The sequence below is a fragment of the Halomonas sp. genome (assembly GCF_033549285.1).
GTDB lineage: Bacteria > Pseudomonadota > Gammaproteobacteria > Pseudomonadales > Halomonadaceae > Halomonas.
Genome location: NZ_JAWSUJ010000004.1, coordinates 54,840 through 75,160, shown reverse-complemented (window position 1 = coordinate 75,160; position 20,321 = coordinate 54,840). Strand labels below are relative to the sequence as shown.

Below are 20,321 nucleotides of genomic sequence, written 5' to 3'. Positions count from 1 at the left end.
ATCGGTACTTTCGCTTCCTGTCCCTTGGTAAGCTGTAGGGGAATTCTCCTCAGTGCTCCCCGCCATGCCCAGCCGTTTCCTGCCGTCCCCGCTTCGCCAGCCGCGCTGGTGGGCCCTGCTCGTCATCGGGCTGTGGCTCGGCTTCACCGTGGCGACCCTGACGCGCCTCCCCACCTGGGGCCTGGTGCCGGTCGCCGGGGGATGGCTGCTGCTGGCCCGCCGTTGGCGCTGGGGGGCACCGCCGCATCCCCGCCCGGTGCGCAGGGTCTGGCCCTGGTCGCTGCTGCCGATCGCCCTGTGGGGGCTCTACGTCTACCTCGCCGACAGCTTCGGCATAGTCGATCTCGGCGCAGTGTTCTTCCACCTCCAGGCCGGCATGGAAGAGCATGGCGGCGGTGAGCGCATCGGCGCCGCCCTCCTCTATACCCTGAGCATGCTGCTGCTGCTGGCCTCCTTCACCTGGCTGGTGCGGGTCGACCATCGCTGGCGACTGGCGGAACGGCTGCTCGCCCTGGCCCTGCTGGCAGGCAACCCCATGCTCTATGGCATCGGCCAGCGCGGCGCCGCCCTCGTCACCGAGGATGGCGCCTGGCTGGAGCGCCAGTATGTCGAGCCGGTCATCCTCGAGGCCCCAGGCGACCCGCCCAACCTGCTGCTGCTCTACCTGGAGAGCCTCGAGCGCACCTATGCCGACCGGGAGCGCTTCGGGGATGCCTATGCCCACCTCGAGGCCCTGGGCGAGAAGGCCGTGGTCTTCGAGGGGGTTCGCCAGGTCGACAACACCGGCTGGACCATGGCCGGCATGATCGCCAGCCAGTGCGGCACGCCGCTGATGCCCGCCGGGCTGCTGCATGACAGCCAGTTCGAGCCCCTCGGCAAGGTGGTGCCGGGCGTTGACTGCCTGGGCGACCTGCTCGACGCCCGGGGCTACGCCCTCACCTACATGGGCGGAGCCAGCACCCGGTTCGCCGGCAAGGGCGTCTTCTACCGGGACCACGGCTTCGACAGGGTCCTGGGGCGGGAGGAACTGGAGCCGGAGCTCGAGGAGCCCGACTACGTGAACAGCTGGGGCCTCTACGACGATACGCTCTATGACCTCACCGTCGAGGAGATCCGCCGGCTGGAGCGCCAGGACGGCCCCTGGGGGCTGGTCAACCTGAGCATCACCGGCCATGCCCCCAACGGCTACCCTGCCCGCGACTGCCAGGAGAGGCAGGGCGAGTTCGACGGCGTGGACATCCTCTATTCGGTGGAGTGCTCGGCCTGGCTGGCCCGGGGCCTGGTGGAGCGGCTCGAGGAGGAGGGCCTCTTGGAGAACACCCTGGTGGTGATCGCCAGCGATCACCTGACCATGCGCGTCTCCGCCTGGGAGCAACTGGTCGCCGGCGAGCGAGACAATACCTTCATGCTGCTGGGGGAACGGCTCGAGCCGCGCCGGCTCGAGGTCGAGGCATCGACCATGGATGTCCTGCCCACGGTGCTCGAGGCCATGGGCTTCGTCATCGACTGGCATCGCGCGGGGCTGGGGGTGTCGCTGCTCTCCGCCGAGCCGACCCTGGTCGAGGAGCACGGGCTGGATACCCTCAATGCCCGCCTGAGGGAGGAGGCGGCCCTCCAGGAGCGCCTGTGGGAAGGCCTGGCGCCGCCGCAGGGCCCACCGCCACCTCCGGAACCGGTCGTCGAGCAGGTCGTCGAGACCCCCGAGGACCAGGCGCTCGAGGCACCCGAGGAGTTGCCCTAGCTCGCCAGTATTGCCCGCAGGATTCGCTCGGGCATGAGTTGCATCAGACAGTTGGTATGGCCCAGCGGGCAGGTGCGCTGGAAACAGGGCGAGCAGTCGAGGGCGAGGTAGTGCACCTCGGCATTCTCGGTCAACGGCGGTGTATAGGCGGGCGATGAGGACCCGTAGATGGCCTGCACCCGGGTCCCTACCGCGGCCGCCACATGCATCAGCCCGGAGTCGTTGGTCACCACCTGCTGGCAGTCACCGAGCAGGTCGACGGCATCCGCCAGCCGCGTCCTGCCGCACAGGTTGTGGGTGTGGGGAAGCGCATCGGCGATCACCTCGCCGGCCTCCACGTCCTTGGGCCCCCCCAGCACGCGGACCTCGAACCCCTCCACCACCAGCGATCTCGCCAGCTCCCGGAAATAGGCGAGCGGCCACTGCTTGGCGGGACCATATTCGGCCCCCGGCATCATGCCGATGGCCGGGCGCGACGAGAGCCCCAGTTCGACGCGGCGCTCGACCAGGTTCTCGGTGTCCAGGCGCAGCCGGGGCCGAGGTATCGGGAAGTCGCCCCGGGCGGCCTCCTCCGCCGGAAGCCCCAGGGCCACGAAGCGCTTGACGGTCTGGTCCAGCACCGCCTTGTCGAGCCGCCTGCGGTCATTGAGCAGCCACAGGCGCTGCTCACCGGTGAAGCCGGTCCGCAGGGGGATACGCGCCAGGAAGGGCACCAGCGCGGACTTCCAGGAGCGCGGCAGCACGATGGCATGGTCGAAGCGCCCCTGCAGGGAGTGGGCGAGATGCCGCCGGGTGGCCAGGCCCAGCTGACCATGCCCCACCTCGAGGCTGGCCACCTCGTCGACCTCGTCCATCCGCTCGAGGATCGGCCGCGACCAGGCGGGGGCCACCACGGTGATCCGGCTGCCCGGCTGCCTCGCCTTCAGGGTCTTGAAGAGGCTCTGGGCCATGACCATGTCGCCGACCCAGGAAGGTCCGACCACCAGGATGAGAGGCTCTCGAGAGGCCGGCACCTGCGGGGCCTCAGCCATTCAGCCACTCCAGGTACTCTCGCACCCCCTGGGCCACGGTACGGAACTCGCCATCGTAGCCGGCCTCGCGCAGGCGGCTGATGTCGGCGCGCGTATAGCTCTGGTAGCGCCCCTTGAGCTCCTCGGGAAAGTCGATGTACTCGATCCTGCCGCGGCCATAGTAGTCGACCACGGTCTCGCCAATGGCCTTGAAGGGCTCGGCACGGCCGGTGCCCAGGTTGAAGATCCCGGAGGCCTCGGGGTGATCCAGGAACCAGAGGTTGACGTCCACCACGTCGCCCACATAGATGAAGTCGCGGCTCTGCATGCCGGCCTCATAGCCCTCCCAGGCACCGAACAGTTTCACGTTCTGGCCGGCGCTGATCTGGGTATGGTGATGGTAGGCGACGCTAGCCATCTTGCCCTTGTGCTGTTCCCGGGGCCCGTAGACGTTGAAGTAGCGAAAGCCCACCACCTGGCTGGTGAAGTCGTCGTGGCGGGCACGCACGTACTGGTCGAACAGCAGCTTGGAGTAGCCGTAGACGTTGAGCGGCTTCTCGTGCTCCGGGGCCTCGAAGAACACCTCGCTCCCCCCGTAGGTGGCCGCCGAGGAGGCATAGAGGAAGGGAATGCCCTCGCGCTGGCAGAAGTTCAGCAGCACCTTGGAGTACTCGAAGTTGTTCTCGAGCATGAAGCGCCCGTCCCACTCGGTGGTGTCCGAGCAGGCGCCCTCGTGGAAGATGGCCTCGATGGGCGGCAGGTGCGACGCCTCGCCATTCATCGCCGCCTTCACCCGGGCGAGGAAGTCATCCTTGTCCAGGTAGTCGCCGAGGGTGCAGTCGGCGAGGTTCACGAACTTGGTACCGTCACTGAGGTCGTCGACCACCAGCACATCGTCCCGGCCACGGGCATTGAGTGCCTTGACCAGATTCGAGCCGATGAAGCCGGCCCCGCCTGTCACTACGATCATGGGAATCCTCTCGTCTCCGGGCCTGCGCCTATAACCGATCTTCCGGTGATTGTATACTTGACGGCTCGTGAATTCATGGCCAACGGTGCTTCCAATGACACAGTCGACGCCAGACGTGACAACCTTCCAGGGCCTGATCCTCGCCCTGCAGCAGTACTGGGCCGACCAGGGCTGCGTGATCCTCCAGCCCCTGGACATGGAGGTGGGCGCCGGCACCTTCCATACCGCCACCTTCCTGCGCTCCATCGGCCCCGAGACCTGGAACGCGGCCTACGTGCAGCCTTCCCGCCGCCCCACCGATGGCCGCTACGGCGAGAACCCCAACCGCCTCCAGCACTACTACCAGTTCCAGGTGGTGATGAAGCCCTCCCCCGCCGACCTGCAGGAACTCTATCTGGGCTCCCTCAAGCACCTGGGGCTCGACCCGCTGGTCCATGACATCCGCTTCGTCGAGGACAACTGGGAGTCCCCCACCCTCGGCGCCTGGGGCCTGGGCTGGGAGGTCTGGCTCAACGGCATGGAGGTGACCCAGTTCACCTACTTCCAGCAGGCCGGGGGCCTGGAGTGCTACCCGGTCACCGGCGAGCTCACCTATGGCCTGGAGCGGATCGCCATGTACCTGCAGGATGTCGACAGCGTCTACGACCTGGTCTGGACGGTGGCACCGGATGGCAGCCGCGTCACCTATGGCGACGTCTACCTGCAGAACGAACGCGAGCAGTCGGCCTACAACTTCGAACACGCCGACGTCGACTTCCTCTTCGCCTCCTTCGACCACCAGGAGCGCGAGTGCACCAAGCTGCTGGACGCCAGCCTGCCGCTGCCCGCCTACGAGCAGGTGCTCAAGGCCTCGCACACCTTCAACCTGCTGGATGCCCGCCACGCCATCTCGGTGACCGAACGTCAGCGCTACATCCTGCGCGTGCGCACCATGGCCCGTGGCGTGGCCCAGGCCTACTTTGACTCGCGCAAGGCCGCCGGCTTCCCGCTGGCCCCCGAGGCCTTGCGCCGCGAACTGCTTGCCGAACAGGGAGACGCTTGATGGCTGCCAATACCCTACTGGTCGAACTGGGCGTCGAGGAGCTGCCACCGGGCGCCATCGATGACCTCTCCGACGCCCTTGCCGAGGGCATCCGCCGGGGTCTCGTCGAGGCCGACATCGACTTCGGCGAGGTCCTCGCCCATGGCGGCCCGCGCCGCCTGGCCGTCCAGGTGCGCGAGTTGGCCGACAAGCAGCCCGACCGCGAGGTCGAGCGTCGTGGCCCGGCCCTGGCCGCTGCCTTCAAGGAAGGCCAGCCGACCCGCGCCGCCGAGGGCTTCGCGCGCTCCTGCGGGGTCGCCGTGGACGACCTGATCCATCTGGAGACCGACAAGGGCACCTGGCTCGGTTACCGCGAGCGGCAGCAGGGCGAGGCCACCACGGCCCTGCTCCCCGCCATCGTCGAGAAGGCCGTCGGCGCCCTGCCGGTGCCCAAGAACATGCGCTGGGGCGCCTCCCGGGTGGAGTTCTCCCGGCCCGTGCACTGGCTGGTCATGCTCTATGGTGACGAGGTGGTCGAGGCCAGCGTCCTGGGCTTGCAGGCAGGACGCACCACCCGCGGCCACCGCTTCCATGCGCCGGCGCCCATCGAGCTGGCCCACGCCGAGGACTACCTCGGCGCCCTGGAGCAGGCCTGGGTGCTGGCCGACCGCGACAAGCGCCGCGAGCGCATCCGCGAACAGGTGCTGGCCGAGGCCGAGGTCCAGGACGCCACGGCCGTCATCGACGAGGATCTGCTCGTCGAGGTCAGCGGACTGGTGGAGTGGCCCGTGGCCCTGACCGGCAGCTTCGACGAGCGCTTCCTCGAGGTGCCCGCCGAGTGCCTGATCTCGTCCATGAAGGCCAACCAGAAGTACTTCCACCTGCTCGACCACGAAGGCCGCCTCAAGCCGCTGTTCATCACCATCGCCAACATCGACAGCCACGAGCCGGAGCAGGTGATCCAGGGCAACGAGAAGGTGATCCGCCCCCGCCTGGCCGATGCCGCCTTCTTCTACGACACCGATCGCCGCCGCCCGCTGGCGGACCGGGCCCCGGAACTGGCCGGAGTGGTCTTCCAGAAGAAGCTCGGCACCCTGGCCGACAAGGCACATCGCAGCGCCGCCGTGGCCGCCTTCATCGCCGGTCGCATCGACGGTGACGTCGCCCAGGCCCGCCGTGCCGCGGAGCTCGGCAAGTGCGACCTGGTCACCGAGATGGTGCTCGAGTTCCCCGAACTCCAGGGCATCATGGGTCGCTACTATGCCGTCAACGACGGCGAGGCCGCCGAGGTGGCCCAGGCCCTCGAGGAGCAGTACCTGCCCCGTTTCGCCAGCGATGCGATCCCCCAGACTCGCACCGGCCTGGCGCTGGCACTGGCCGATCGCCTCGACACCCTCACCGGCATCTTCGGCATCGGTCAGCGCCCCAGCGGCACCAAGGATCCCTTCGCGCTGCGCCGCGCCGCCATCGGCGTCATCAACATCCTGGTCAAGGGCAAGCTGGCCCTCGACCTGCGGGAGTTGCTGGAGCTGGCCGCGGCGCAACACCAGGAGCTGCCTTACGCCGAAGGGCTGGTGGACGAGGTGCTCACCTACATGCTCGACCGCTTCCGCGCCTGGGCTCGCGACGAGGGCATCGACACCGAAGTCTACCTCGCCGTGCGGACCCGTCCGGTGACCCAGCCCCTCGACTTCGCGCGTCGCCTGCGTGCCGTCCAGGGCTTCTCTCGTCGCGAGGAGGCCGCGTCCCTGGCCGCCGCCAACAAGCGGGTCTCCAACATCCTCGCCAAGCAGCAGCACGACGGCAGCACCGAGGTGGAAGCCGGACTGCTGCAGGAGCCCGCCGAGCAGGCGCTCTACGAGGCCCTGGCGTCGCGCCGCCAGGCGGTGATGCCGCTCTTCGCCGAAGCGCGTTACAGCGAGGCACTGGACGCCCTCGCAGGCCTGCGCGAGCCGGTGGACACCTTCTTCGACCAGGTCATGGTCATGGCCGAGGACCCGGCGGTTCGCCGCAACCGACTGGCCCTGCTCGCAGGCCTCCAGGCCCTCTTCCTTGAGGTAGCGGATATCGCCCTGCTCCAGCAGTAAGCGCCCCCTGCGGTGACACCGAGGCCGGCGAGCGCAATCGCCGGCCTTTTTCATTTCCGGTATCACTGTTCCACGTGAAACACCCATCCACGAGGGTAGCAGGCGCAGATGAGCATGAGCTCTCCCCTCCCCTCCCCTTGGCGGCTTGGCGGCTTGGCGGCTTGGCGGCTTGGCAGCTTGGCAGCTTGGCATCAGATGTTCCACGTGAAACACTCCTGCTCAACGGACAATCTTCCCAAGGAGCTCACCACCATGCCTGCAGCACAGCGGCTCGTGATCCTCGACCGCGATGGCGTCATCAACCAGGACTCCGACGACTACGTGAAGTCCCTGGAGGAGTGGATCCCTTACCCTGCCGCCATCGAGGCCATCGCCCGGCTCAACCGTGCCGGCTGGACGGTGGCCGTCGCCACCAACCAGTCCGGCATTTCCCGCGGCTACTATGGCGTGGTGGTGCTGGAGGCCATGCATGAGCGGCTCCGCGAGCTGGTTCGCGAGGCCGGCGGGGAGATTGCTTATATCGCCTACTGCCCCCATGGGCCTGATGACGACTGTGATTGCCGAAAGCCCTTGCCTGGCCTGCTGGAAGAGATTCGGGAGGCCCTGACGCTTGACAGCCTCGAAGGCAGCTGGATGGTCGGCGACAGCCTTCGCGACCTGCAAGCCGGCGAGCCGATGGGTTGCCGGCCGGTACTGGTCCGCACCGGCAAGGGGCGACGTACGGAGGAAAAGGGAGAAGGACTCGACGGCGCGATGGTCTTCGATGACCTGGCGGCCTTCGTAGAGTGGCTGCTGGCCCGGAGGGGCAGCGACAATCAGGCCAGTAGGGAGGGGAAGGCAGTACGCTGAATGTGACAAGGCCGGCCATGCAGGCCGGCCTTGTCGCTGTAGGGTCAATCAAGCGGTGCGATGTTTCACGTGAAACATCGCATCGTCGCCATCAGATATCCAGGTTGGCCACCAGGGCATAGCGTTCGATGAAGTCGCGCCGGGGCTCGACCTCGTCCCCCATCAGGGTGTTGAACATCATGTCGGCGGCAACCGCATCCTCGATGGAGACTCGCAGCATCCGACGGGTCTCGGGGTTCATGGTCGTCTCCCAGAGCTGATCCGGATTCATCTCGCCCAGCCCCTTGTAGCGCTGGATGGAGAGGCCACGCTGGGCCTCGGCCATCAGCCACTCCAGGGCATCATAGAAGGTCGCCACGGGCTTCTGCCGCTCACCACGAGCCACATAGCTGCCCTCCTCCAGCAGGCCGTCCAGCGTCTCGCCGAGGCCTGCCATAGCGCGGTAATCGGCACTGGTGAAGAACTCGATGCCCCAGACATAGTCGGTGGTGACGCCATGCGCCGTCAGTGTCACCGCCGGCAGGAAGACACCACGCTCACCTTCCTCCTCGAGGCGGAAGGTGTATCGCGGACCACCCTCGTAGGAGACCAGCGCATCCATCTCGGCCTGCAGATACTCGATCCAGTTCTGCATGGTGACGCGATCACGCAGGCTCTGCTCGCCGTCGAGATGCGCCGCATGGACAATCTTGCGCAGCACGACATTGGGGTAGACGCGCGACAGGCGATCGATGCGTTTCATCACATCACGATACTGGTTGACGAGGGCTTCCAGCTGGGTGCCACCGATGCCGGGTGCGTTCGCATTGACATGCAGCCGGGCGCCGTCGAGCGCCGTGGTCGTCAGGTAGTCGATCATCGCCTGCTCATCCTTGAGGTAGAGCTCCTGCTTGCCACGCTTGATCTTGTAGAGCGGCGGCTGGGCGATGAAGACATGACCACGCTCGATAAGCTGCGACATCTGGCGGAAGAAGAAGGTCAGCAGCAGGGTGCGAATGTGCGAGCCGTCAACGTCGGCATCGGTCATGATGATGATGGAGTGATAGCGCAGCTTGTCGGGATCGAACTCCTCCCGGCCGATACCGCAGCCCAGGGCCGTGATCAGGGTGCCGACCTCGGCCGAGGAGAGCATCTTGTCGAAGCGCGCCTTCTCGACGTTGAGGATCTTGCCCTTGAGCGGCAGGATCGCCTGGGTACGACGATCCCGCCCTTGCTTGGCACTGCCCCCGGCCGAGTCACCCTCGACGAGGAAGAGCTCGGAAAGGCTGGGGTCCTTCTCCTGGCAGTCGGCCAACTTGCCTGGCAGGCCCGCGATATCCAGGGCCCCCTTGCGGCGGGTCATGTCGCGCGCCTTGCGTGCCGCCTCGCGGGCCCGGGCCGCGTCCAGCATCTTGTTGACGATGGCCTTGGCCTCGTTGGGCTTCTCGATCAGGTAGTCCGAGAACAGTCGCCCCATTTCCTGCTCCACCGCGGTCTTGACCTCGGAGGAGACCAGCTTGTCCTTCGTCTGGGCCGAGAACTTCGGGTCCGGTACCTTCACGGAGATGATCGCGGTCAGTCCCTCGCGGGCATCGTCGCCGGAGGTATTGACCTTGGCCTTCTTGAGCAGCCCCTCGGCCTCGATGTAGTGGTTGAGCGAACGGGTGAGGGCAGCACGGAAGCCGGCCAGGTGGGTACCGCCATCCCGCTGGGGGATGTTGTTCGTGTAGCAGAAGATGTTCTCGGAGAAGGTATCGTTCCACTGCATCGCCACTTCCACGCCGACGCCATCCTCGCGCTCGGCATTGAAGTGGAAGACCGGGTTGAGCACGGTCTTGTTGGTGTTCAGGTGGTTGACGAAGGCCTTGAGGCCACCCTCGTAGTGGAACAGCTCCTCCTTGCCGCTGCGCTCGTCCATCAGGCGGATGGCCACGCCGGAGTTGAGGAAGGAGAGCTCCCGGAGGCGCTTGGCCAGGATGTCGTAGTGGAACTCGATGTTATGGAAGGTCTCGGAAGAGGGACGGAAATGCACCCGGGTCCCGCTCTTCTCCGTCTTGCCCACCACCGCCAGCGGGGCATCGGGAACCCCATGGTGATAGACCTGCTCGTGCACCTGGCCCGCACGCCAGATGGTCAGCTTCAGCTCCTCGGACAGGGCGTTGACGACGGAGACCCCCACGCCGTGCAGGCCGCCGGACACCTTGTAGGAGTTGTCATCAAACTTGCCACCGGCATGCAGCACCGTCATGATCACCTCGGCCGCCGACACACCCTCTCCCTCGTGGATATCGGTCGGGACGCCGCGGCCGTTGTCGGTGACGGTCACCGACTCGTCGGGGTGGATGATGACCCGGATCTCGCTGCAGTGCCCGGCCAGGGCTTCATCGATGGAGTTGTCCACCAGCTCGAACACCATGTGGTGCAGGCCGGTGCCGTCATCGGTGTCGCCGATATACATTCCCGGCCGCTTGCGTACGGCATCCAGGCCCTTGAGGACCTTGATGCTCGATGAGTCGTAAGCCTGTTCGCTCATTGACTACTCCGTCATGAAGTCTATCTGTCCAGTGGCAGCAGCTGTCCCTGCCCCGATTCGGAATGTTTCACGTGGAACATCGCCACCTGGGTGTCCGGCTGCCAGAGCCCTGCCAGGGCATCGGGGTCGACGCTGGTGATGAACACCTGGCAACGCATGCGCTCCAGCCAGCCGCAGAAGACCCGGCGATGCTCGAGATCCAGCTCGGCAGGCAGGTCGTCGATCAGGTAGATGCAGGTGCGGCCGGTGACCTGCTCGAGCAGGCGCCCCTGTGCCAGCTTCAAGGCACTCACCACCAGCTTCTGCTGGCCGCGAGAGAGCACTTCCACCGCCGGACGCTTGCCGAGACGGATACCCAGCTCCGCCCGCTGCGGCCCCTGCTGGGTAAAGCCCATCTGGCGGTCGGTGTCGCGGGCATCGCGAAGGATATCCGCCAGTTCACGCCTGCGATCCCAGCCCCGCGTGTAGCGTAGCGTCAGCCCGGGCAGCGCGATCAGCTCGGCCAGCGTATCCTCGAATACCGGCACGAACCTCTCGATCCAGTCGCGACGCATGCCATCCAGTCGGTTGCCCCAGTGCACCAGCTCCTGTTCCCAGGCATCCAGGGAAGCATCTGTCATTCTACCATGCCGGAGAAGGGCATTCCGATGTTTCAGCGCGCGTCGGAAGCGTCGCCAGACATCGAGAAAACCATGTTCCACGTGAAACACACCCCAGTCGAGAAACTCGCGTCGCCCGGCCGGCGGGCCCTCCAGGAGACGGAAGGCGTCGGGGTTGATCAGCTGCAGCGGCAGGGTCGCCACCAGGCGCGAGACGCGCTCCAGACGCTCTCCCGCCAGGCGCATCTCCAGCTCACCGCCCTCGCGGTGCCGGCGTATGCCGATAGCCATCGCCGGATCGCCGGCAACCCGGCCGTGAAGCGTCATGGCGTCGGCATCGTGCGCGATGGCATGACGCAGCTGGCGGGCGCGAAAGGAACGCCCCATGCCCAGGACATGGATGCCCTCCAGCAGGCTGGTCTTGCCGCTGCCGTTGGCGCCGGTGAAGAGGTTGATGCGTGGACCCGGGGTCAGGTCCACGGCCTGCAGGTTGCGCAGGCCATGGAAGGCAAGGCGTTCGAGAGGCATCAGGCGAGATCGACCGCGGTGATGGCGGCACCCATCACAGGTACCGCCTGCCGGCGCCTCAGAGGCGCATCGGCATGACGACGTACATGGCATCGCCGCCGCCGGGTTCTTCCATCAGCGCACTGCTGTTGGGGTCGGCCAGGGTCATCTGTACCCGGTCCTCGTCCAGCACGCTGAGCACGTCGACGAGATAGCCGACGTTGAAGCCGATTTCCATGGCCGGCCCGCTGTACTCGATGGCGACGTTCTCCTCGGCCTCTTCCTGCTCGGGGTTGTTGGCCATCACCCGCAGATTGCCCTCCTCGAGATTCAGGCGCACGCCACGGTACTTCTCGTTGGAGAGGATGGCCGTGCGCGACAGCACCTGGCGCAGCTCGGCACGATCGGCGATGAAGACCTTGTCACCGCCCCGCGGCACGACCCGCTCGTAGTCGGGGAACTTGCCGTCGACCAGCTTTGACGTGAAGGTGAAATCGCCGGTGTGGGCACGCACATGGCTGGCGCCGAGGGTCAGGCTGACCGGCTCCTCACCGTCATCGAGCAGCCGCACCAGCTCCAGGACCCCCTTGCGCGGCACGATCAGCTTCTGGGAGGGCTCCACCTGAATCTCGGCCGGCCGCGAGCAGACAGCAAGCCGATGGCCGTCGGTGGCCACGGTGCGCACCAGATTGTTGCCCAGTTCGAGCAGCATGCCATTGAGGTAATAGCGCACGTCCTGCTGGGCCATCGCGAAGGAGGTCGTATCGATCAGGTGCTTCAGGGTCCCCCGCGGCAGACTGAGCTCCACGTTGCCGGGGTCATCCTCGATATTGGGGAACTCGGCCACCGGCAGGGTCGAGAGGGTGAAGCGCGAGCGACCGCTGCGCAGCACCGCCCTCCCCTCCTCGAGGGAAAGTTGTATCTCGGACTGGTCCGGCAGCGACTTGCAGATGTCCATGAGCTTGCGCGCAGGTACCGTCGCCGATCCAGGCTCATCCACCTGGCTGGCGGCGGTGCGGCCGATCAGCTCGACCTCGAGATCGGTGCCGGTGAGGGACACCTGGTCCTGGTCGACCTGAATCAGCACGTTGGAGAGTACCGGCAGGGTCTGGCGTCGTTCCACCACGCCGGCAACCAGCGTCAGCGGGCGCAGCAGCGCTTCTCGGGGGATGGAAAATTTCATGTCGGCTCCACTACTTGTCCTGGAGGGATTGAGGCCGGCGACCCGACCGCTGGTGTTCCGTTCAGCTGGTCAACAGCCGCAGCAGATTCTTGTAGTCCTCGCGGATGTCCGCGCTCTCCTCCTGCAACGCCTTCACCTTGCGGCAGGCATGCAGCACCGTGGTGTGATCTCGGCCACCGAAGGCATCCCCGATCTCCGGCAGGCTATGGTTGGTCAGCTCCTTGGCCAGGGCCATGGCGACCTGTCGGGGCCGTGCCACCGAACGGGAGCGACGCTTGGAGAGCAGGTCGGCGAGCTTGATCTTGTAGTACTCGGCCACGGTGCGCTGGATGTTGTCCACACCGACCTGCTTGTCCTGGAGCGCCAGCAGGTCCTTGAGGGATTCGCGGATGAAATCCTGGGTGATCGTCTTGCCCATGAAGTGGGAGTCGGCGATCACCTTCTTGAGGGCACCCTCCAGCTCGCGCACGTTGGAGCGAATCTTCTGGGCAATGAAGAAGGCCGCGTCGTGGGGCAGGTCGACCTTGGCCTGGTCGGCCTTCTTCATGAGGATCGCCACCCGGGTCTCCAGCTCCGGTGGCTCGATGGCCACCGTCAGCCCCCACCCGAAACGCGACTTCAGGCGCTCCTCTACCCCACTGATTTCCTTGGGGTATCGGTCAGATGTCAGGATCATCTGCTGGCCGCCCTCGAGCAGGGCATTGAAGGTATGGAAGAACTCCTCCTGGGAGCGCTCCTTGCCGGCGAAGAACTGGATATCGTCGATCAGCAGGGCATCGACGCTGCGATAGAAGCGCTTGAAGTCATTGATGGCGTTGAGCTGCAGCGCCTTGACCATGTCGGCCACGAAGCGCTCGGAATGCAGGTAGACGACCCGGGCATTCTCGCGCCGCGTTGCCAGGGCGTTACCCACGGCATGCATCAAGTGGGTCTTGCCGAGGCCGACCCCGCCATAGAGGAACAGCGGGTTGTAGGCGCCGCCGGGATTCTCGGATACCTGGCGGGAAGCGGCCCTGGCCAGCTGGTTCGACTTGCCCTCGACGAAGGTCTCGAAGGTAAAGTTGGGATTGAGGCCACTGCTGTGCTTGAGGCTCCCCTCCACCTGGACCTGGCGCTCGCCGCCACGCCGCTGGCCTGCGCCCTCCTCGCGCAACTGATCGATCTCGCGCTCGTCCCCCACATCCCCCCGAGCAGGCACCTGGACCGCCGGTGCGGCAGGCGTTCGTGCCGCCGAGACGGGGTTGCCCAGTTCGCGAGGTTGAGGGCTCGGCGCCGCGCGACGACTGCCGACGGTCAGCACCACCTTCGGCGGCTTGGCGGGCGAGAGCTCACGCATCAGCTCGCTGATCCGCTTGGCATACTTGTCGCTGACCCAGTCACGCACGAAGCGGTTCGGCGCCAGCAGGCGCAACTGGTTGGACTCCCCTTCCTCCGCCTGCAGCGGGCGGATCCAGGTATTGAACTGCTGGGAATTCAGTTCATCCTGCAGGGTATCCAGACATTGTTGCCAGAGAGCCAGTGACACGCGACCTCACCATTGCATTGAAAACGACCGCCTATTGTATCGTTCAGGGGAAGGGTTATCCACATGCCACACCCCTTGACGCGGTCTGTGGAAAACCACTGAGCGACCCGCAACGAGACCGCATTCGGCATGAGGCGCGGCCCGCGGAGGTCGCCTCTACCCGCCGAGCGCCAGCATAGGTCATCCCCGCCGCATCCCCACCTTGTCCACAGCAACCATTTACTTATAATATATTGATTAAAAAGGGTTATCATGACTTTATCACAATACATATCCCCAATAGTGATAACAGGGCGTGATCCCTGCCGGTAATCGACCTGGTCTCGAAGAGTGGACAGCCGCGAGCCCCACACTGCAATCGGCATCAGGACGCACGCAAGAATTGCACCGCGGGCCTGAAATCACTACAATTTCCGGTCTTGAACCGAATACCCCCGGGTCCGCCAGCGGCATCCGGATGTCTCCGAATGATCGATTCGTTCCGAAAACCACGTGGGAATAACGAGTTATGAAACGTACTTTTCAACCCAGCGTCCTCAAGCGCAAGCGCGTGCATGGCTTCCGTGCACGCATGGCCACCAAGAATGGTCGTGCCGTACTGGCCCGTCGCCGTGCCAAGGGCCGCAAGCGCCTGAGCGCCTGACCGCGGCCTTCGCGTGTCCAGTCAGGGCTATCCCCGGCAGCTGCGACTGCTGACCGCCGGGGATTATCGACGTGTCTTCGAAACGGCTGCATTCAAGGTCCACGGCAAGGGGCTGATGGCTCTCGCCTCTCCCAACGAGCGAGGTCACCCGCGACTCGGCCTGATCTTCAGCAAGAAGAACGTCCGCAGAGCCGTCGACCGAAACCGCCTCAAGCGCATCGTGCGTGAATCCATCCGACTTCAGCAGCATCGCCTGCCCTCGGTGGATATCGTGGTGCTGGCAAGACGAGGAGTCCATGAACTGGACAATGCCACCGTGCATCGCCAGCTCCACGGGATGTGGCGTCGCCTGGAACGGGAGGCGCGCAGGTCGTCCCACGGGACGGACGCGCCCGGCCCAGAGAGCGGTGACGCGGGCCGCGCACGATGACCGGCGCCCCAGCGTGCCGGTGCATCCCGGAACCGGCATGGGCATGACCACCGCCATCCTCGCTGCGCCCTTCCACGCTGACGCCTCGGATGCCGCCAACCTGCACGCGTTGACCAGCCTGCCTTCGGCAGGCTTTCGTGTATCTCGGGTGGGCGACCTGCGTTGCGCCATCGGAATGTTCACTACCCATCGGGCAGACCCCTCATGGACGTAAAACGACTTCTCCTCGTGATCCCCCTGGCGGTACTCGCCTACCTGCTGATCGTCCAGTGGAATCAGGACTACGGACAGGTGACCCCTGAGCCACAGGCTCCCGCCATCACAGGCAGCGCCCCGGAAGGGTCTCGCCAGGACCCGGCATCCTCGGGGAGCGACGACCTCTCGGTTCCCGCGACTGCCGGCCCCGCGGACGACATGACCGGCGAGATTCCCGGCGAGGCCGCCTCCGCGTCGGGCAGCCGTGACCTGGTGGCCGTCGTCACCGACGTGCTCGATGTCCGCATCGACCCCCAGGGCGGAGACATCGTCTACGCGGCGCTGCCCCAGCACCGCTTCAGCCTCGACTCCGAGCGCCCCTATGTACTGCTCTCCGACAGCGAGGGTCGCAGCTATGTGGCACGCTCTGGTCTTCAGCTAGAGGGCCACGAGGGCCGTATCACCTTCGCGCCCGAGGCGACCGAATACCGGCTGGGCGAGAACGACGAGCGGCTCGAGGTCGACCTCTCCGCCGAGGTGAATGGTGTGGAGGTGATCAAGCGCTTCACCTTCGAGCGTGACAGCTACGCGGTGGACGTGAACTACTACCTGGCCAACAACACCGAGCAGCCCGTCACGGCCCGCTTCATCGGCCAGCTGGCCCGCGACAACAGCAGCGACCCCTCCAGCGGTCCGGCCCTTGGCATGCAGTCCTTCCTCGGCGCGGCCTACTCCACCCCGGAGGACCGCTACCTGAAGGTCGACTTCAGCGACATCCAGGAGGGCAAGTTCAACAACCGCGACGTCGAGGGGGGCTGGGTTGCCATCATCCAGCACTACTTCACCTCGGCCTGGGCCCCGGCCCAGAACCAGCAGAACCTCTTCTACGCCACCACCGACTCCCGTGGTCGCAACGTGGCCGCCTTCGCCGGCCCCACCAGCAACGTGGCGGCCAACGGCGAAGCGACGCTGGGCGCGACCCTCTACATGGGGCCCAAGGTGCAGGAGCGACTGGAGGCCGTGGCCCCCCACCTGGAGCTGACGGTGGACTTCGGCTGGCTGTGGTTCATCGCCAACCCGCTGTTCTGGCTGCTGGACCAGATCCACGACCTGATCGGCAACTGGGGCTGGTCCATCGTCCTCCTGACCCTGCTGGTGAAGCTGGCCCTGTGGCCGCTCTCCGCCAAGGCCTACAAGTCCATGGCCCGCATGCGCAAGCTGGGCCCGGAGATGCAGCGCCTCAAGGAGCAGTTCGGCGATGACCGCCAGAAGATGTCCCAGGAGATGATGAAGTTCTACCAGAAGGAGAAGATCAATCCCCTGGGCGGCTGCCTGCCGATCCTGGTGCAGATGCCGGTGTTCATCGCCCTCTACTGGATGCTGCTGGAATCCGTGGAGCTGCGTCACGCCCCCTTCATGTTCTGGATCCAGGACCTGTCGGTGAAGGATCCGTTCTTCATCCTGCCGATCCTGATGGGCGCCTCGATGTTCGTCCAGCAGATGCTCAACCCGACGCCTCCGGACCCCATGCAGGCGAAGATCATGAAGATGCTGCCGATCGTCTTCACCTTCTTCTTCCTGTGGTTCCCCGCCGGCCTGGTCATCTACTGGGTGGTCAACAACTGCATCTCGATCCTTCAGCAGTATGCGATCACCCGCAAGATCGAGGCCGACCCGAGTATCGGCAAGGGAATGAAGACCAAGTAGCATGTACTTCTCCCCGAGACCCAGACCCCCGCCCCGGCGGGGGTCTGGCGTTTGCGGGGCCCGACCCGGAGAATATTCCCTTCCAGCAGAGGAGCCGCCGATGACCGCCAGTCTCCATGATCAGGACACCATCACCGCCCTGGCCACGCCACCGGGGCGCGGTGGCGTGAGCATCATCCGCGTCTCCGGCCCCGCCTGCAGGACGATCGCCGATGCCATGGTGGGCCACTGCCCGGCGCCGCGATACGCCCACTACGGCCCCTTCCGCGGCGAGTCCGCGGTGATCGACGAGGGTATAGCGCTGTTCTTCCCGGGGCCCCACTCCTTCACCGGTGAGGATGTCCTGGAACTCCAGGGACATGGCGGACCGGTGATCATGGACGTGCTGCTCGAGCGCTGCGTGCAGTTGGGGGCACGGCTCGCCCGCCCCGGGGAGTTCTCGGAGCGCGCCTTCCTGAACGACAAGCTGGACCTGGCCCAGGCCGAGGCCATCGCCGACCTCATCGAGGCCAGTTCCCGGGGGGCGGCCGAGAACGCCCTGCGCTCCCTGCAGGGCGAGTTCTCGCGTCGCGTGGCGTCACTGGTCCAGCGGCTGATCGAGTTGCGCATGTACGTCGAGGCCGCCATCGACTTCCCCGAGGAGGAGATCGACTTCCTCGCCGACGGGCATGTCGCCAGCCGGCTGGCCGTGGTCCAGTCGGAACTGGCCGAGGTGCGGGCCGCGGCCGGCCAGGGGGCCCTGATGCGGGAGGGCATGAGCGTGGTGATCGCCGGGCGTCCCAATGCCGGCAAGTCGAGCCTGCTCAATGCGTTGACCGAACAGGACACCGCCATCGTCACCGACATCGAGGGCACGACGCGGGACGTGCTCCGGGAGCATATCCACCTGGATGGCATGCCCCTGCACGTCATCGACACGGCCGGGCTGCGCGATACCCCGGACGCGGTGGAGAAGATCGGGGTGGCCCGGGCCTGGGAGGAGATCGAGAAGGCCGACCGGGTGCTTCTGCTGGTGGATGCGGCCACCACCGATGCCATCGACCCCATGGCCATCTGGCCCGAGTTCGTCGCACGCCTTCGGGACCCCTCGCGGCTGACGCTGGTGCGCAACAAGATCGACACCAGCCACGAAGCTCCCGGCATCGATGCTGACGCCACCACCCCGATCATCCGGCTGTCGGCCAGGAGCGGCGCGGGAGTGGATGGCCTCAGGGAGCACCTCAAGGCGGTGATGGGCTATGCCGCCACCACCGAAGGGCGTTTCTCGGCCCGGCGACGCCACCTGGAGGCCCTGGACCGCGCCAGCCAGGCCCTTGCCAACGGCGAGGCGCAGCTCGCCGACTTCGGGGCCGGTGAGCTGCTTGCCGAGGACCTGCGGGACGCCCAGCAGGCGCTGGGGGAGATCACCGGGGAGTTCAGTGCGGACGACCTGCTGGGCGAGATCTTCGGCAGTTTCTGTATCGGCAAGTAGCCGTTCCCGCAGGGCCGCACTGTCAGCGCGGTCGAAACCACCCCAGCTTGGCGAGACCTCCGGCAGTTTCTGTATCGGCAAGTAGCCGTTCCCGCAGGGCCGCACTGTCAGCGCGGTCGAAACCACCCCAGCTGGGCGAGATCTTCGGCAGTTTCTGTATCGGCAAGTAGCCGTTCCCGCAGTCGATGCCACCCCGCTTGGCGAGACCTCCGGCAGTTTCTGTATCAGCAAGCAGGCGCGCCCCTACTCCCCCACCCACCAGTCACCCTGATGGCGGCAGCTCGCCCCCAGCAGCGGCGTGACCCGGCGCATGGCCGCGTCCAGCCGCGTATCCAGCCCCCAGGGCGAGTTGATCACCAGCATGCCGCTGCCGATCATGCCACGCTCGCTTTCCTTCGCCTCGCGCAGCCTCAGCTCGCTACGCCAGATCTTGCGCAGGCCGCCCTCGCGCAGCCCCTCCAGCAGTTCCCGATGGCGGCCGGCCGGCAGCAGGGGGTACCACACCAGCACGACGGCGTGACGCGCCAGGCGCATGGCCTCGAGCAGCGCCTCCGCCACTTCGCCATACTCCGCCTTGCGCTCATAGCTGGGGTCGACCAGCACGCACAACCGCGGGGTGGCCACCGGCAGGCGCTTCACCAGCCCCTCGAGGCCGTCGCCGTGGATGCGCTGCACATTGTCGGGCAGTGTCTGGCGAGCCAGGTGGCCATGCTCGCCGGGGTGCAGTTCGAAGAGCATCAGCCGGTCGCTGGCACGCAGGCGGTCCGAGAGCCACCAGGGCGAGCCGGGATAGTGATCAAGCCGGCCGTCCCGCGCCTGGACCCGGCCAACGGCGGCGAGCCAGTCGCCGAGCAGCGGGTCATTACCCAGTCGCGTCCTCGCCTGCCATAGCCGAGCAATGCCCTCACGGTACTCCCCCAGCCTCGCGGTCTCCTCGGCCGCCAGCGGATAGAGGCCGCGACCGGCATGGGTATCCATATACGTAACAGGAGATTTCTTACGTAATAGATGATCGATGACTGCGAAGAGCGTCAGATGCTTGTGAACATCGGCGAAATTGCCCGCATGATAGGCATGCTGGTAGGAAAGCATGGATGGAGATCCGTGAGTCGGCAAGACGAAAGGGCCCGCCACTGCATGGCAGTGACGGGCCCGGGTGGTACGGCTTCAGGAAGCCGAGTTACTGCTGGAAGCGGGACTCGATGGGTGTGAGGGTGATTTCCACCCGACGATTCTGGGCCCGGCCCTGCTCGGTGTCGTTGCTGGCCACCGGCTGGTTCTCGCCATAGCCGCGCATGGCCAGGCGGTTGCGCGATACGCCGGACTGGGCAAGGTAGCTACCCACCGAATCGGCACGGCGTTCGGAGAGCCGCTGGTTGTAGCTGGCATCGCCCGTGCTGTCGGTATGGCCGGCGATGTTGACCTGCGTATCGGGGTACTGCTGCAGCACCGCGGCCACGTCATTGAGGGCATTGCGCGCATTGGGGGTCAGGTCGCTGGAGTCGAAGGCGAAGGTCACCTCGCTCGGCATGTTGAGCACGATATCGTCACCGCGACGATCGACACCGATGCCGGTGCCCTGGGTGCTCTGACGCAGCTGCTCCTCCTGGCGATCCATGTAGGCGCCGATGCCCCCCCCGGCAGCGGCCCCCACGGCAGCGCCGATCAGCGCGCGATCGCGGCGGCTGGTGCTGCCGTCACCACTGAGGGCACCGGCAGCGGCACCCACGGCGGCGCCGATGGCCGCACCCGTCCCGGTCTGGCTACGCTGGGTCTCCCCGGTATAGGGGTCGGTGGTGGTACAGCCTACCAGCAGCGCGGCGGCGGCCAGCGGTGCTATCAGTCGGATCGATCTGCTCATGGTGTCCTCT

Annotated in this window: 16 protein-coding genes; 8 read left to right on the top strand and 8 right to left on the bottom strand. The window is 66.1% G+C overall.

The window, feature by feature from the left end; translation table 11 throughout:
• Positions 1-64 precede the first annotated feature (64 nt).
• Positions 65-1,741, top strand: a complete 1,677-nt coding sequence (locus SCI24_RS01945; RefSeq protein ID WP_318723713.1) for a sulfatase-like hydrolase/transferase — start codon at positions 65-67, stop codon at positions 1,739-1,741.
• Here SCI24_RS01945 and waaF read toward each other — a convergent pair.
• Entirely contained in the window at positions 1,738-2,772 is a 1,035-nt protein-coding gene (gene waaF / locus SCI24_RS01940; protein ID WP_318723712.1) for a lipopolysaccharide heptosyltransferase II, read from the bottom strand. The two genes, SCI24_RS01945 and waaF, sit on opposite strands and share 4 nt — an antisense overlap.
• A complete protein-coding gene (gene rfaD, locus SCI24_RS01935; RefSeq protein WP_318723711.1) occupies positions 2,765-3,721 on the bottom strand; it encodes an ADP-glyceromanno-heptose 6-epimerase in 957 nt (318 codons plus the stop codon). Before rfaD ends, waaF begins: the two co-directional genes overlap by 8 nt.
• A gap of 94 nt (positions 3,722-3,815) precedes the next feature.
• On the opposite strand from rfaD, the gene glyQ reads away from it, so the two are divergent.
• The 3 genes from glyQ (at position 3,816) to gmhB (ending at position 7,678) form a co-directional block, all read left to right on the top strand.
• Positions 3,816-4,763 carry a glycine--tRNA ligase subunit alpha gene (gene glyQ / locus SCI24_RS01930; protein WP_318723710.1) on the top strand — a complete coding sequence of 316 codons (948 nt, stop codon included), beginning with the start codon at positions 3,816-3,818 and terminating at the stop codon, positions 4,761-4,763.
• Entirely contained in the window at positions 4,763-6,829 is a 2,067-nt protein-coding gene (gene glyS / locus SCI24_RS01925) for a glycine--tRNA ligase subunit beta (RefSeq protein ID WP_318723709.1), read from the top strand. The genes glyQ and glyS overlap by 1 nt, the downstream gene beginning before the upstream one ends.
• 252 nt (positions 6,830-7,081) lie before the next feature.
• Positions 7,082-7,678, top strand: a complete 597-nt coding sequence (gene gmhB / locus SCI24_RS01920; protein WP_318723708.1) for a D-glycero-beta-D-manno-heptose 1,7-bisphosphate 7-phosphatase — start codon at positions 7,082-7,084, stop codon at positions 7,676-7,678.
• A gap of 91 nt (positions 7,679-7,769) precedes the next feature.
• Here the strand turns inward: gmhB and gyrB are convergent, their stop codons facing one another.
• The 4 genes from gyrB to dnaA all read right to left on the bottom strand — a co-directional run bounded on the left by gyrB (position 7,770) and on the right by dnaA (position 14,004).
• Positions 7,770-10,190: a DNA topoisomerase (ATP-hydrolyzing) subunit B gene (gene gyrB, locus SCI24_RS01915; protein ID WP_318723707.1), complete on the bottom strand. Its 2,421-nt coding sequence runs from the start codon at positions 10,188-10,190 to the stop codon at positions 7,770-7,772.
• A gap of 20 nt (positions 10,191-10,210) precedes the next feature.
• Entirely contained in the window at positions 10,211-11,317 is a 1,107-nt protein-coding gene (recF, locus tag SCI24_RS01910) for a DNA replication/repair protein RecF (protein ID WP_318723706.1), read from the bottom strand.
• A 58-nt stretch (positions 11,318-11,375) separates the two neighbouring features.
• Entirely contained in the window at positions 11,376-12,479 is a 1,104-nt protein-coding gene (dnaN, locus tag SCI24_RS01905; RefSeq protein ID WP_318723704.1) for a DNA polymerase III subunit beta, read from the bottom strand.
• A gap of 61 nt (positions 12,480-12,540) precedes the next feature.
• Entirely contained in the window at positions 12,541-14,004 is a 1,464-nt protein-coding gene (gene dnaA / locus SCI24_RS01900) for a chromosomal replication initiator protein DnaA (protein WP_318723703.1), read from the bottom strand.
• 508 nt (positions 14,005-14,512) lie between these two features.
• Here dnaA and rpmH point away from each other — a divergent pair.
• The 4 genes from rpmH (at position 14,513) to mnmE (ending at position 18,450) form a co-directional block, all read left to right on the top strand.
• Positions 14,513-14,647 (top strand): 50S ribosomal protein L34, encoded by a 135-nt coding sequence (rpmH, locus tag SCI24_RS01895; RefSeq protein WP_010626003.1) that lies wholly within the window; start codon positions 14,513-14,515, stop codon positions 14,645-14,647.
• Between the two features lie 13 nt (positions 14,648-14,660).
• Positions 14,661-15,077, top strand: coding sequence for a ribonuclease P protein component (gene rnpA / locus SCI24_RS01890; protein WP_318723691.1), 417 nt, complete (start codon positions 14,661-14,663; stop codon positions 15,075-15,077).
• Positions 15,078-15,281: 204 nt separating this feature from the next.
• Positions 15,282-16,979, top strand: coding sequence for a membrane protein insertase YidC (yidC, locus tag SCI24_RS01885; RefSeq protein WP_318723690.1), 1,698 nt, complete (start codon positions 15,282-15,284; stop codon positions 16,977-16,979).
• 100 nt (positions 16,980-17,079) lie between these two features.
• Positions 17,080-18,450, top strand: coding sequence for a tRNA uridine-5-carboxymethylaminomethyl(34) synthesis GTPase MnmE (gene mnmE, locus SCI24_RS01880; RefSeq protein ID WP_318723689.1), 1,371 nt, complete (start codon positions 17,080-17,082; stop codon positions 18,448-18,450).
• A 243-nt stretch (positions 18,451-18,693) separates the two neighbouring features.
• Here the strand turns inward: mnmE and SCI24_RS01875 are convergent, their stop codons facing one another.
• Together SCI24_RS01875 and SCI24_RS01870 are read right to left on the bottom strand one after the other, a co-directional pair.
• Positions 18,694-19,542: a 23S rRNA (adenine(2030)-N(6))-methyltransferase RlmJ gene (locus SCI24_RS01875; protein ID WP_318723688.1), complete on the bottom strand. Its 849-nt coding sequence runs from the start codon at positions 19,540-19,542 to the stop codon at positions 18,694-18,696.
• Between the two features lie 88 nt (positions 19,543-19,630).
• Positions 19,631-20,311 (bottom strand): OmpA family protein, encoded by a 681-nt coding sequence (locus SCI24_RS01870; RefSeq protein WP_318723686.1) that lies wholly within the window; start codon positions 20,309-20,311, stop codon positions 19,631-19,633.
• Positions 20,312-20,321: the final 10 nt, after the last annotated feature.

What these genes read in the sequence shown, in the direction of transcription:
- SCI24_RS01945 (WP_318723713.1), top strand. Translation starts at nt 65, where the DNA reads ATGCCCAGCCGTTTCCTGCCGTCCCCGCTTCGCCAGCCGCGCTGGTGG.
- waaF (WP_318723712.1), bottom strand. Translation starts at nt 2,772, where the DNA reads ATGGCTGAGGCCCCGCAGGTGCCGGCCTCTCGAGAGCCTCTCATCCTG.
- rfaD (WP_318723711.1), bottom strand. Translation starts at nt 3,721, where the DNA reads ATGATCGTAGTGACAGGCGGGGCCGGCTTCATCGGCTCGAATCTGGTC.
- glyQ (WP_318723710.1), top strand. Translation starts at nt 3,816, where the DNA reads ATGACACAGTCGACGCCAGACGTGACAACCTTCCAGGGCCTGATCCTC.
- glyS (WP_318723709.1), top strand. Translation starts at nt 4,763, where the DNA reads ATGGCTGCCAATACCCTACTGGTCGAACTGGGCGTCGAGGAGCTGCCA.
- gmhB (WP_318723708.1), top strand. Translation starts at nt 7,082, where the DNA reads ATGCCTGCAGCACAGCGGCTCGTGATCCTCGACCGCGATGGCGTCATC.
- gyrB (WP_318723707.1), bottom strand. Translation starts at nt 10,190, where the DNA reads ATGAGCGAACAGGCTTACGACTCATCGAGCATCAAGGTCCTCAAGGGC.
- recF (WP_318723706.1), bottom strand. Translation starts at nt 11,317, where the DNA reads ATGCCTCTCGAACGCCTTGCCTTCCATGGCCTGCGCAACCTGCAGGCC.
- dnaN (WP_318723704.1), bottom strand. Translation starts at nt 12,479, where the DNA reads ATGAAATTTTCCATCCCCCGAGAAGCGCTGCTGCGCCCGCTGACGCTG.
- rpmH (WP_010626003.1), top strand. Translation starts at nt 14,513, where the DNA reads ATGAAACGTACTTTTCAACCCAGCGTCCTCAAGCGCAAGCGCGTGCAT.
- yidC (WP_318723690.1), top strand. Translation starts at nt 15,282, where the DNA reads ATGGACGTAAAACGACTTCTCCTCGTGATCCCCCTGGCGGTACTCGCC.
- mnmE (WP_318723689.1), top strand. Translation starts at nt 17,080, where the DNA reads ATGACCGCCAGTCTCCATGATCAGGACACCATCACCGCCCTGGCCACG.
- SCI24_RS01875 (WP_318723688.1), bottom strand. Translation starts at nt 19,542, where the DNA reads ATGCTTTCCTACCAGCATGCCTATCATGCGGGCAATTTCGCCGATGTT.
- SCI24_RS01870 (WP_318723686.1), bottom strand. Translation starts at nt 20,311, where the DNA reads ATGAGCAGATCGATCCGACTGATAGCACCGCTGGCCGCCGCCGCGCTG.